The sequence below is a fragment of the Agrobacterium cavarae genome (genome assembly GCF_004310285.1).
GTDB classification, from domain to species: Bacteria; Pseudomonadota; Alphaproteobacteria; order Rhizobiales; family Rhizobiaceae; genus Agrobacterium; species Agrobacterium cavarae.
This window is the reverse complement of the sequence record NZ_SISF01000030.1, coordinates 92,067-104,696: the sequence shown is the minus strand read 5'-3', so window position 1 is coordinate 104,696 and position 12,630 is coordinate 92,067. Positions and strand designations below refer to the sequence as shown.

The following is a 12,630-nucleotide window of genomic DNA, read 5'->3' as shown; positions in this document are numbered from 1 at the left end:
CAGGCCCGTCAGGGAGCCCACCAGCGGTAAAAATGATGAACCGGCCCGTGACCATGGCCGACCTTGAGGTCGCGGCCTGCGGCCAACGCACCCTGGAGATAGTCTTTGGACAGGCCGACGGAATCCGTCAGCGGTAGGCCAAGCGCCAGATGGGCCGCAATTGCTGCCGCGAGCGTGCAGCCGGTACCATGGTCGTTCTTCGTCTCGATGCGCGGCATGGAAAATTCTTGGTGCCTCTCGCCGTCCATCAAAAGATCGACGCTCTTTGATCCGGTGCCGTGGCCGCCTTTGATCAGGACAGCCTTCGCACCAAGCGCCAGGATCGTCTCGGCCTGTTTCAGCATCGCGGCACGATCGGTGGCGATGCCGGTCCCGGTCAGCAGTGCCGCCTCAGGAAGGTTCGGCGTGGCAAGTATCGCCTGCGGCAGCAATTCGCTTCGAAGCGTTTCGAGTGCTTCCTCCTGAAGCAACCTGTCACCGGAGGTCGCCACCATCACGGGGTCGAGGACGACCGGTTGGGGCTGGCTGCGCAGTCTCTCGGCAATGGTTCGTATCGTGTCGATACGCGAGACCATGCCGATCTTTATCGCCTTGATATCGAGGTCGGAAAACACCGCATCCATCTGCGCAGCAATGATCGTGGCGGAAATATCTTCAACCGCGGTCACGCCCTTGGTGTTCTGTGCGGTGATGGCGGTGATGACGCTCGCACCATAGACACCAAGAGCGGAGAATGTCTTGAGGTCGGCCTGGATGCCGGCACCGCCGCCACTATCGGAACCGGCGATGGTCAAAGCAATGGCGGTCATGGGCGTGCTCCCATCGCATTGTCCACGGCATCGCGAAACGCTCTGGCCGTGGCCGCGATATCGTCGGTGCGGAATAGGGCGGAGATCAGCGCTACGCCATCGGCACCTGCTGCAATCACGTCGGGAACGCGCTCAAGCGTGATGCCGGCAATCGCGCCAACCGGCAGGTCTGGTCGCTCGTTGCGCAGGTATGTCCTGATTTGCTTTAGCCCTGCAAGGCCGACAGGCGTATCCGGATTGACCTTGGAGGTGGTTTCGAACACCCCGCCAATGCAGGCATAATCGGCCGGTGCTTGCGCGACGTGTCGGGCATCAGCCATGGATTTGACGGTGAGCCCGATGATCGCGTCCGGGCCGAGAAGCCGCCTTGCCGTTTCTGCATCCATATCGTCTGCGCCGAGATGCACGCCATCTGCGCCCGTTGCCATCGCGACATCGACCCGGTCGTTGATCAGCAGCGGCACGCCGGTGCCTTTCAGGGCTTCAACGATGGTTCTTGCCTGGTCGATCATCTGGCGTGTGGAGGCGGTCTTGTCGCGATATTGGATGATCGTTGCACCGTCATGTGCTGCAAGAGCTGCAAGTTCGGCAAGCGGCGCGATATCGCTGAGGGAGGCGTCGACAATGGCATTCAGCCGGTAATCAATCTTCGTCATGTTCGATCCTCGCATGGGAGAGAATGTCTTCGCTCTTCAGGTTGAAGAGGGCGTCCAGAAAGGCGACTTCGAACGATCCTGGCCCGCTGGCATGTCTGGCCGCGATCTCTGCGGAAACGCCGGTAACAGTCAGAGCCGATGCTGCAGCCAGCATCGCATCCGGCTCGACAGCCATGAAGGCGGCAATGATACCGCCGGAAAGGCATCCGGTTCCCGTCACCTTTGCCATCAGGGCATGGCCGTTGACGATCCGGACCTTGCGGTCGACATCACTCAAGCTATCCACCGCTCCCGTCTGAATGCGCAATGCACCACCGACGTCGCCGATAACCGCCATTTCTGCCGCGTTCCCACGTACGATCGAGGGGTGCAGCCGGCTCAATTCATGGGCGAATTCTAGCCGTGAAGGGGAGTAGTCGCAATGGACCGGATCGACGATCCAGGGTTTGCCTTGGCGATTGGCGATAGTGACGGCGATGCGGATGACCTTGCGGCGCGCTTCGTCCAGCGTCCCTAGGTTGATCGTCAGCGCATCCGTCTTCGTCACGAAGCTTTCGATCTCTTCTTCCGACGATGTCATCGAGGGAATGCCGCCGATTGCGGTGATGCCGTCAGCGGTAAACTTCTGTACCACCGTATTCATCAGGCAGTGGACACGCGGTCGTCGCCCTCGCACGAGAGCCAGAAGGTCTGCCGCTTTTTCTGCGGTGGGAAAGCTTGCCATCAGCTGTTTATCTCCAGACACGCGGTTAGCGGACCCGGATAAGCATGACGCATGGAAAAGAAAGCTGTGCCTGACGGCGAACGTTCCGTTCCTACGCCGGTATGAGCCGGATCAGGTTCAAGGGTCCGGCTCACCGCCATCTCAGCATCGTTCGATGCTCCCCTCGGAATGGCTGACTCTAAATGAGAAATAGCACCTCGTGTCAAGGCGTTTGACAGACCAGTTCACGTCACATGGCTGCAATCGAATTCGGCGAACGACTTTGAACTTCCTGATTGTTGTTGCGTTGAACTGCCTGGCACGGTGTATGCCAACCTGTTCGCGCTTTTGCCATCGGACGGATATAAGACGTTGAACTGCGCTTGCTTGGATGATCCCGTAAATGTCTGACTGGTCTTTAACGTCGCTGCGCCACAAGTATCTGACATTCCCGACACTGCTGCGATCGATACCGGTCGGGGTCGTTTTGGCTGCCGGTATCCTTGCCACCTCATGGACGCATGACCTTTTAAGCGACCACTATGATATGGTGGTGCATACCTATGAAGCGATCGATACCACCAAGGACGTCTTGATCGCGCTTGATGATGCCGAGACGGGACAGAGGGGCTATCTCGTCAGCGGCGACAAGCGCTATCTCGCGCCGTATGAGAAGGCGATGGAGCGCCTTCACCTGCTTCAGAACGATTTGATGACCAGGATATCGGACAATTCCGGGCAGGTCGCCCGTGTGAAAGCGCTCGACGCACTGATCGAGAAGAAGCTTGAAGAGCTGAAGCATTCCATATCGCTCTATGATGACGTCGGTGCCGATGCCGCCCGCACGAATGAAATTGGCTACATGGCTGTCGGAACGATGGATCGCATCCGCGATATCATTGGGGAGATCACCGTTACGGAACACACATTGCTGGATACCCGCCATGCTGAGGTCGAGGCCGATGAATTCCGCATCAGGGTTGTGGCGATCATCGTGGGCCTGGCTTCGTTCCTCACACGTGCTGGCGTCGAGATGTACCTGGCTCGCCGGTATCGTCTGATCCGGTCATGAGCCGCCAAAGCATGGTCTAAGCAGAACCGTGCAGCGGTGGTCCGACGACGACATGCGAACAACAGGACCGTAAAGCGCAAGAGCACATCTGAAAGATCGCGAAGCGCTCCTATTTGGACTTACAAAGAACGCGTCTCCCTTTTCGAACCGACGCCTCATGCTTCTTCGAAGGCCGGTTCCGATTTTTCGGGCCGGTGCTGTGTAGTAGCGTCCAGCTTTCGGAAGTCCGGCAAAGCGAAGGCCGCTTGCTCCAATGCGTTGATGAGTTGAAGCACGTTTGTGTGAAGCGGATGACCCGGTGCCGTGACGACCGCCCATCGGAACGGGATGTGGAAGGACAGAGGCAGCACGGCGATGTCTTTGATGGGAAGCGCTCGGATGGACGTCGATTCCACTATCGCAATTCCCAGGCCCGCCCGTGCCATGGCGATGGACGTATAGGCGGAATTACTGTTGAGGATGCCGCCGATCTCGACGCTTTCGGCACCCATGGATTGTTCGAGTTCGACGCGTAGCGGATGAGGGCGAGGGGGTGCGATGACGCTACGGCCGGCAAGGTGCTGCGGGGTGAGGAGTCCGGCATGAACAAGCGGATCGTCGTGCCTTAGAACGGCGACGTGAGAAACCTCGCCGATCCAATGCGTTTCCAGTCCGGCATGATCGACCGGCAGGGTGACCAAACCAATATCGGCAGTACGGGCCAGCACCGCGGCGATGACGTTCTCGCAGCTGGTACTGCGAATATGCACCTCGTTCGGAAAGAGCGGCTCCGGCAGTCGTGCCAGCGCCAGGGGTGCAAGGCTTGCCGCAAGCTCCGGCACCGCCGTGATCTCCATCGCGCGGCCTGCTGCCGTCTCGATATGTCTGCAGCTTTGGCTGATGGTGCGCAGACCGCCCAGCAGAAGCTCGACCTTGGAGAAAAAGGCGATGCCCTGTGCCGTCGGAGAAATCCTCGGGCCGTTGCGATGAAGAAGCGTAAATCCGATGTCTTTTTCAAGATCCTGGATCAGCCGGCTGATGACAGGCTGGGATTTTCCAAGCGCCTTGGCGGCTCCCGTCATGCTGCCAATCGAGATCACCGCCACGAAGGCTTCCAACTGCCTTGTATCGAGATAGCTGTCGATCATGATTGGCCCAACAAGACAAACCCGCTTGAGCATCCCTCAGCAAGCGCTCTTCAAGTGGTAGGTCATGACGCTATAAGTGGCAAGGACAATAGTCCTACAACCTCGCGTGCAACTGCACCGGCGCTAAAATCGGACCCGATTTTCGGAAAGCACAATGCGTCAATTCAAAAAGGTAAAGTGTCCTACGCGTGCAATAGGACACACAGCGCTTTACACGCGGGATCGTCGTAGTCCAAGCGGCTTACTGCGGCCTACTCGCCCGCCATGCCGGGGATCTGATTGACGGTGATCATCTGCCGTATCGTGCGATCCGCCACACGCTCCGCCCGCGCTTTCGATTCATGCTCGTCCTCAGGAAAAGCATAGGTCATGTATGAGAGCGACGTTTCCAGATCATTGTTGTTATGGCCGAGGATGGCGGCGAAATAGCTGTTCTTCGTGACATTGGCGGGCGCGAAGTTGCGATAAGCGATTTCGGCATAGAGGTGACGTAACCCATATGGCTTCGGCGGCTCTTCTTTCGGCCAGATGTCCTCGAATTTCGCGATCATTGCATCGCGCAGCGGCAGTCTCGCATCGGTGGAAAACTCGTCCACATTCATGCCGAGCCAGAGCTTGCCATCGCTGCTGTTTCTCAGGCGTCGATAGGCCTCGAGCACGATCTTGGCTTGCTCTAGAACCGGAATTTCATAGGTGATGCCGTATTTCGTCCCTTCGCCCTGCTTCGTCTTCGCCTGCCCGTTGAACAGCACGCTCCATTTGGAGACGCCATTGCCATAGGGCGCTGGCGTGAACTCGGCCTGGGTAAAGACTTCGAAGGGACGCCGACCGGTGGTGCCGATCAGGCCGATGCCGATCGTCAAAGGGTCCTCAGAGTGAAGGAAGCGCCGGCAGCGTCGCATCACCTCGGAATAATGTGCGAAGGTGATCAGCGAGCCGTGCTTGGTGGCGATCTTCGCCATTTTGGCTTTGCGCGCGTCATCGTAGAGCTGCGGCGTGCCGGCGGCAATGCGCAGCATGGGATGCTGCTCGCCAAATGCCTCGCGAATGGCATTGCGATATTTCGTGATGTAGGAGATGACCGTCGCCTGCGTTCTGCCGGTCATGGCGTCCATTTCCCGGTCCCACAGCGCCTGCATCTCTCCCTTGGTGCTGACGCCATTGATAGCGGAGATGAAGTCCGAAACGCGCAGCAGGAAACGGGGTTTGCGGCCCGCCGTATTGTGCTCCGCTCTTTCGATCTTCTCCACGATCGACATCGCCACCCCGCTTTGCGGGTAATCGCCTCGCGCTATGTAGGTATCGAGACGCTCGCGCAGCTTTTTCATGTTGCAGATGGCAAGCGGTGTCGTCTTCGGCCCGAAGGCGTCTTTCAGCGCATAGCGGTACTTAACGATGTAAAGCTCAAGCGTCTTGGCGGTTCTGCCGTTTTCGAAATGGAAACGGACCTCGTCGTCCCAAAGACGTCCGATTGCTTTCGTGTCGAAGCTGCCGTCGTCCTTGCGCGTTGTCTTGATCTTCTCAACGAAGTCGGCGATGCGATCGGCCAGAATGGGCGTTTTTGTTTTTCTTTTTTCCGCGACGGACATCGATTCCTCCTCAAGTTCTCTTGGGATAGAAAATATATAAATTTTACGCAAGGGCTAATGTAGGGGCGACAGGGGCGGGATTTCTGAATTTAACCGAAAGGGTGGACGGGTGAGTTGGCAGGCTGTGTGAACCAGCGTGGGCCATCGGCGGCCATGTAGATGTGATCCTCAAGACGGATGCCGAATTTTTGCGGATAGACCAGCATGGGTTCGTTGGAGAAGCACATGCCGGCCACGAGCGGCTGCGTGTTGCCGCGCACGATGTAAGGTCCTTCGTGGATTTCCAGTCCAAGACCATGGCCCGCCCTATGCGGCAGGCCGGGAAGAGCGTAATCCGGTCCGAGCCCATGTCGAGCCATGACCGCGCGGGCTGCCGCATCGAGATTTTCGCATGGCGCCCCAAGCTGTGCGGCATCGAACACCGCCTGCTGTGCCTCGCGCTCGATAGCCCAGGCGCGAGCAAAATCAGCGCTTGGCTCGTCCATCACATAGGTGCGCGTCAGGTCGGAGTGATAGCCATCGATGCGCGTTCCTGTATCGACCAGAATGACGTCGCCAGCCTGTAAAGTCTGTTCCCCGTCGGCGCCATGGGGCAACGATGTCGCTTCGCCGAAGGAGACGATGCAGAAGGAAGAGCCACCCTCGCCGCCCAACTCGCGGTGCTGCTCGTCGATGAAGCAGACGACATCGGACGCCAGCACGCCTGGCTTCATCATCGCATGGGCGCGTTTGTGCACGTCCAGCGTCAGGTTCATCGCATACTGGATGATGGCAATTTCAGCGCTGGATTTGAGAAGCCGAAGGCCGCGGATCACTGGGCCGCCATCGACCAGACGATCAGGCCCGACCTTGGCGGCAAGGCTGTGATAGACAAAGAGGGGTAGGGCGTCGTCCAGAGCGATCAGGCCGGATGAGCCTGCAAGGCTTGCGACGAGGGCCGAAGGGCTTTCCTCCTCCTGCCAGAGATGAACCTCTCCCTCGATATGGGGAAGTGTGTCAACGCGGCTCTGTTCGAAGCCTGGCACGATGTAGTGAAGAGCATCCAGGGTGACGACCGCGCCAAGCAGCCGTTCGCTCTGGTGCCAGACAAGGCCTGTGAAATAGCGCAGGCTTTCCGTTGAGCCGAGAAGCACGGCGCTTAAGCCTTGCTCGCCCATCTTCACTCGCAAGCGCTGAAGCCTCTCCTGGCGTTCGGCATCGGAAATGGCAGCGGGCTTGGCTGGAAATTGCATCGTCACACACTTTGGTGGTTACACCCAAAGCATGTCCGCGATGTCTTACAGATGCGCGTCACGCTTCAGGTCATTGTTCTTGAGCGGTGTCGCGCGCTGGGGGTAAATCCTTGCGCGCGACGCAGCGTCAGAAGCAGTACAAAGGCTGCAGACTGTATTCAAGATGACGGTAGCGCCTGAGACGGCGTTATTTTTGCAGTCGCTGTTTCAGCGAAGCGACGATCTTGCGGGTCAGCGCCTCATAGTCCTCATCGAAATGGTGGCCGCCCTCAATGCCGATCAGTTCCATGCCCTTGTCTTTGAGAGCAGGGCAGGCGCTTTCATCATCATCCGTGCCGTAGACGCATTGGACGATCTTTGGATTGATCTTGGCGAGATCGTTGACAGGATCCTCCGCTCCATCCGAGGAGACCCCGAGCCATCCGCCGACGGAAATCTCGTAGGACACCTGGTGGGAAAGCGACAGAAGGCTCATCTGCACCACGCGCCCCTTATCCTTCTCCGGCAACCCGTTATAAGTCGCAGGCAGAATATCGGCGCCGAAGGAATAGCCGATCAGAAGAACGTTGTTGACCTTCCATTCCTTGCGATAGGTGTCGATGATCCGCGCGAGGTCGTCGGACACGTCCTGAGGTTTCCTCTCGGACCAGAAGTAGCGCAGTGAATCGACCCCGACGACGGGGATACCGTCTTTTTGCAGATAGTCGCCGACATCCTTGTCGATATCGCGCCAGCCACCATCGCCGGAATAGACGACCGCCATCGTATCCATGGTCGGCTTGGCTTCGAGAATGGTAAGCGGCAGGCCGAGCGGGCTGTCGGAATTGGCGGCCGCATCGATCCGGTCCTGCAGTACCTGAATAAGCGCGGGCTGCGCATCATCCGTCACATCCTTGACGTCGATGTCCGCATGCGCCTTCAAAAGCGCGTCGACATGTTCCCGGCCTTTCGGGTCAGCCTTCGGCGTGAACAGCACCGTGACGGGTGCCGGAAGTGCACCGTCCGTTAGGCCGTAGATGGTGCGGTCGCCGTCCTTATCCTTGGTTGCGGGTGTGCAGAGCACCTTCTTCAGGGGAATGCTCGCCACCGGATCGACCGCGACAGCCTCGCCAATGGTTGCCGCCGGGCTTTGTGCGATCATCGCCAGGACCAGCGCGCCGCCATCGCCCGTTCCGGCAATGATCGGAAGGCTGTAATTGGAAACACCCGCTTTGCGCTGGATTTCCTGCGCAAGCTGTTCGATGTCGGAGATCATATAGACGCAGTCGTCGTCGTCTTTCTCGAGCGACTTGATGTATTCTGGAAAATCGATGCCGACGACGGCAGCGCCTTTTTCGAGAAGGGCATCGGCCTCCTTCTGTTCGGTCTCATCCCAGCCATTGCCGTCCGACACCAGGAACACAGTCGAGGTGATGTCGCCATCGGGAAGCAGAATGTGATCGGCCGGGATCATGCCAGTTTCGTATTTTTGAGCGTCCTGCGCCGGCGCATGTGAAGGCAGCAAGACCGCTGCCGTGAGCAAAGCGCCTGTGAGCCGTTTCAAAAATCTCATTTACCGATCACTCCTCTCACGCCGCCGCTGATGAGAACCGTTGTGTCCATCAAAGCCAGCGCGGCGCTGGTGCCGTTCGAGACGGCAACGTAACGTGGCTCCCATTTGGGATGAAATTTAGACTTGAAGGCGCGCAGGCCTTTGAAATTGTAAAACCGCTCGCCGTGCTCGAACAATGTGCCGCCGATACGGTCCCAAACGGGGGCGGCATCGCGTTTCGACATGCCGGACAGCGGCGCCATGCCGAGGTTGAACTGGGCATAACCCTGTTCACGCATATGTTCGATGATGCTGACGAAGAGAAAGTCCATGGAGCCACGCGGTGCATCCGGTGCAAAGCGCATCAAATCCACCGTCACCTGGCTCTTGGTGTCGGTCATCAACAGGTTGGCAAAGGCAGTGATCTTGCCGTCCTTGTGCAGAACCGCGACCGGCTGAGACAGGATGTAGTCGCGCTCGAAGGAGCCGAGCGAAAAGGTCTTTTCGCGCGTATTGTGATGCTCCAGCCAGGAATCGGAGACTTGCTTCAACTCGTCATAGATGGCCGGGACGTCCGGCGTATCGACCACAGAAAAGGTCAGCCCGTCACGCGCGCCGCGGCTCAGCGATTGACGCAGATTGGCGAGCTTGCCGCCCTTCAGTTCGAAGCGCTTGAGATCGATCATTGCGAGCTCACCAAGCTTGAAGGCGCGAAGACCCGCATCTGTGCAATAGGGAAGCGACGCGGAGGAAATCTGGTAGAAGACGGCGCGTCCACCATTGGCACGCACGGTCTCGACGAACTGCCAGATCAGATCGGAAAATTCGCTTTCGTCCCCGACAGGATCGGCCAGCGCGATCCACGAGCGGCCGCGAATGCCATACATGATGAAGGCATTGCCCTTTTCCGAGAACATGATGTGCTTGTCGCCCATGCGCACCAGATTGGCGTCTGCCACGTCCTGCTTGGCGACGATATCGGTGGCCTTCTCGATGTCTTCGGGCTGGATCTCTTCCGGCCGGTAGGTGACAGGCCGCAAGAGGCTGAAGATGGCGATGGTCGAAGAGGCGAGAACCAGACCAAGGACGGCGCGAAGCCCGCGCGGCGCTTCCTCGGAAAACTCGAACTGCCACCACAGAGTCTGGCTGTAATCGGTATCGCGATAGACGAACAGCAGAATGGTGGCCGCACCGGCGACGATGACCGCCATCGCGGCAATCCAGGTGGGACCAAGAGCCTGACGCAGAAGCGAGGCGTGGCGGGTAAAGGCGCGCATGTTGAAGAAGAGCGCGACGATGAAGATACCAAGGAAGATCGCCTCGAAGATGGCGATCGCCTTGATGAGCGAGAGGAACAGGCCGCCTGCAGCCGCCACCAGTGCCACCCACCATGCGCCATCCAGACGCTGGCTCAAGCCGCGGGATGCGACGACGAGGCCGAGACCCAGGATACTGGAGAGAAAGTGCGCAGCTTCGATGATGGGAAGCGGCACGAAGTTGGACAGGAAATCCAGGTTGCTGTTCGGCGTCGGCGTCACGGAGGAGAAGATCAGCATCGCGCCCAGGATCAGGGCAAAGGCCGAGAGAAGCGAGGGCGCCAGCCGACCGGCAAGATTGCCGATATCAGCCATCACCGGCTTTGCGGCGAACTGCTTCATCTCGGTGATCAGCATCAGGATGATGGCGAAGAGAAGCGGCAGCACGTGATAGATGACGCGGTAAAGAACAAGGCCACCGAGAAGCTGATCGAGGCTGATCGCGTTGCCGAGACCCGCCACCATCACCGCTTCGAAAACGCCAAGACCTGCCGGCACGTGGCTGAGAACGCCAAGGCCGACGGCGGTGGCGTAGATGGCAAAGAAGCTTGGCCAGCCGACATTGGTTTCCGGCAAGAGCACATAGAGCACCGAAGCCGATGCCGCGATATCGAGCGCTGACACCAGGAACTGGCGCGACGAGGTGCGGCTATCGGGAAGGCGCAGTTTCAGCTGACGGATCTGAACGACGCGCCCATTGCGACCGACATAGATCAGCGTCGCCAGAACGAGAATGACGATGACTGCGGCACCGCGAAGCCAGATGGCGTCCACGCCCATGATGCTGGCGACACGCGGCGCAACGATCAAGGTTGCCAACGCACTGACGGACAGAAGTCCGAGGCCGAAGGACAGGGTGACGAAGGCGATGACGCGGGCGATGTCGGATGGCGTCAGTCCCATGCGCGAATAGGCGCGGAAGCGGATCGCGCCGCCGCTCAAGGGACCGAAGCCTGCAGTGTTGCCAACAGCATAGGCGATGAAGGCCGTGGCGATGACGGAAGGCTTTTTGAGGCGCTTGCCGATAAATTCGAGCGCGTTCAGATCGTAGCAGATCAGTGCAGCGAAGCTCAGCGCCGTGAAGAGGACGGCCAGAAACGCCGACTTCCAGCTGGTGTCGAGAAGGGCGACGACGATGTCATCGTAGCGGACCTCGGAGGTGAGGCGATAGATCGTCACCGTCATCATGACGAAGACGGCAATAACCGCAAGCGATGTCAGATGAGGTTTGTAACGTTCGAAAAAGCCGCTCAGGCCATCTTCGGCCTCTTCAATCGGCGTCACGTCGTTCTTCTCTGTCATTTAATGTTCCACGAAAGCGAGGCGCAGTTTGCCAACCACAGGATTATGACAGTAATTCGTTGTGGTTTCACAAATACGAAAATTCATAATCTTTCTGAGATTATCTACAATATGTCGTTCGTCTGAAATGCTGGGTAGAATATTGGCTTACGCACCCCACGTGCGTTCCAGAACTCTTAGCCAGTTGCCGTGACCGATCTTTTCCAGCGACGCCTGATCGTATCCAGCCTTGCGCAGTTCATCGACAAGAAGCGGCAGATCGGAAGCGTCACGCATGGCAGCCGGAATGGTCGTGCCGTCGAAGTCGGAGCCGAGCGCCACATGGTCGATGCCGATACGATCGACGATGTAATCCACATGACGGACCAGTTCGCGAATATCGGTATCCGGGTTCTTGATGCCATCCTGACGCAGGAAAAGAACGCCGAAGTTTATGCCCACCAGACCACCCGTGTCGCGAATGGCATCGAGCTGGCGGTCGGTCAGGTTGCGGCTGTGGTTGCAGAGCGCATGGGCGTTGGAGTGCGAGGCGACCAGCGGCGCATCGGACAATTTGGCGATATCCCAGAAACCCTGCTCGTTCATGTGCGACAGATCGATCATGACCTTCAGCTCATTGCAGGTCTTGACGAGGCGCTGCCCCGCCTCCGTCAGCCCCGGGCCGATATCGGGTGAGGAAGGAAAGCGGAAGGGAACACCATAGGCAAAGATATTGGGCCTGCTCCAGACGGGACCAAGCGTGCGAAGGCCAGCCTGATGCAGAACATAGAGCGCCTCCAAGTCGGCGTCGAAGGCTTCGACACCTTCGATGTGGAAGACGGAGGCGAAGGAGCCGCGTGCCATGGCGTTGCGGATATCCGCAGCGCTGCGGCAGACCGTAAGCCCGCCCTTCGACTGCGCTTCGATGCGAAACAGCAGACCAGCCATTGCAAGCGTGGTGGCAAGTGCTGTCTGCTGGGTCGGGGCCAGGAAATCGCCATTGGCATCGGTTCCGCGCGGCGAGGGAATGTAGACGGCACAAAGCCCGCCGGCCAATCCGCCTTTCTTGGCCTTGGGAAGGTCGATATGGCCGAGGCTGTCTCCTTCGATGAAACGCTCTTCCGGGTTTGAATAACCGGAGAGTTTCAATCGCAGCAGAACATCATTATGCCCATCGAAGACGGGCAGGACGGTTTGATCGGTCATAGGATTGCTTCCAACTGATGTCATCGCGTCTTTGCTCTATCCCCGAGAGCAGGGCAAATGCAATGCAAGAATGGTTTCCGCCGCCTGGTGGAACAAAGAGGACGTGGG

General features: G+C 58.5%; 10 protein-coding genes and 1 riboswitch. Of the genes, 1 reads left to right on the top strand and 9 read right to left on the bottom strand.

The genetic code is table 11. The features are described 5' to 3' along the window. Positions 1-8: 8 nt before the first annotated feature. The 3 genes from thiD to EYC79_RS12065 are packed head-to-tail and all read right to left on the bottom strand — an operon-like array spanning position 9 to position 2,189. On the bottom strand, positions 9-809 hold the full coding sequence (thiD, locus tag EYC79_RS12075; RefSeq protein WP_130978151.1) for a bifunctional hydroxymethylpyrimidine kinase/phosphomethylpyrimidine kinase: 801 nt from the start codon (positions 807-809) through the stop codon (positions 9-11). After that, the gene (gene thiE / locus EYC79_RS12070; protein WP_130978150.1) at positions 806-1,465 is read right to left on the bottom strand and encodes a thiamine phosphate synthase; all 660 of its coding nucleotides are present in this window, start codon (positions 1,463-1,465) and stop codon (positions 806-808) included. The genes thiD and thiE overlap by 4 nt, the downstream gene beginning before the upstream one ends. Beyond that, positions 1,452-2,189, bottom strand: a complete 738-nt coding sequence (locus EYC79_RS12065) for a hydroxyethylthiazole kinase (RefSeq protein ID WP_418122612.1) — start codon at positions 2,187-2,189, stop codon at positions 1,452-1,454. The genes thiE and EYC79_RS12065 overlap by 14 nt, the downstream gene beginning before the upstream one ends. Before the next feature lie 71 nt (positions 2,190-2,260). Continuing rightward, a riboswitch (TPP riboswitch) is annotated at positions 2,261-2,363 on the bottom strand. A 208-nt stretch (positions 2,364-2,571) separates the two neighbouring features. Between EYC79_RS12065 and EYC79_RS12060 the strand changes: the two genes are divergently transcribed. After that, on the top strand, positions 2,572-3,240 hold the full coding sequence (locus tag EYC79_RS12060) for a CHASE3 domain-containing protein (RefSeq protein WP_113265559.1): 669 nt from the start codon (positions 2,572-2,574) through the stop codon (positions 3,238-3,240). 155 nt (positions 3,241-3,395) lie between these two features. On the opposite strand, the gene EYC79_RS12055 is transcribed toward EYC79_RS12060, so the two are convergent. The 6 genes from EYC79_RS12055 to EYC79_RS12030 form a co-directional block, all read right to left on the bottom strand. Then, a complete protein-coding gene (locus tag EYC79_RS12055) occupies positions 3,396-4,367 on the bottom strand; it encodes a LysR family transcriptional regulator (protein ID WP_113265718.1) in 972 nt (323 codons plus the stop codon). Positions 4,368-4,618: 251 nt separating this feature from the next. Further along, on the bottom strand, positions 4,619-5,956 hold the full coding sequence (gene telA, locus EYC79_RS12050) for a telomere resolvase TelA (protein WP_113265558.1): 1,338 nt from the start codon (positions 5,954-5,956) through the stop codon (positions 4,619-4,621). A gap of 89 nt (positions 5,957-6,045) precedes the next feature. Further along, positions 6,046-7,188, bottom strand: a complete 1,143-nt coding sequence (locus tag EYC79_RS12045; RefSeq protein ID WP_113265557.1) for a M24 family metallopeptidase — start codon at positions 7,186-7,188, stop codon at positions 6,046-6,048. 187 nt (positions 7,189-7,375) lie between these two features. Then, positions 7,376-8,740: a virulence factor family protein gene (locus EYC79_RS12040; RefSeq protein ID WP_130978149.1), complete on the bottom strand. Its 1,365-nt coding sequence runs from the start codon at positions 8,738-8,740 to the stop codon at positions 7,376-7,378. Next, positions 8,737-11,337 carry a bifunctional lysylphosphatidylglycerol flippase/synthetase MprF gene (gene mprF / locus EYC79_RS12035; protein ID WP_113226639.1) on the bottom strand — a complete coding sequence of 867 codons (2,601 nt, stop codon included), beginning with the start codon at positions 11,335-11,337 and terminating at the stop codon, positions 8,737-8,739. Before mprF ends, EYC79_RS12040 begins: the two co-directional genes overlap by 4 nt. A 147-nt stretch (positions 11,338-11,484) precedes the next feature. Then, the gene (locus tag EYC79_RS12030; protein ID WP_130978148.1) at positions 11,485-12,522 is read right to left on the bottom strand and encodes a dipeptidase; all 1,038 of its coding nucleotides are present in this window, start codon (positions 12,520-12,522) and stop codon (positions 11,485-11,487) included. Between the last annotated feature and the right edge of the window lie 108 nt (positions 12,523-12,630).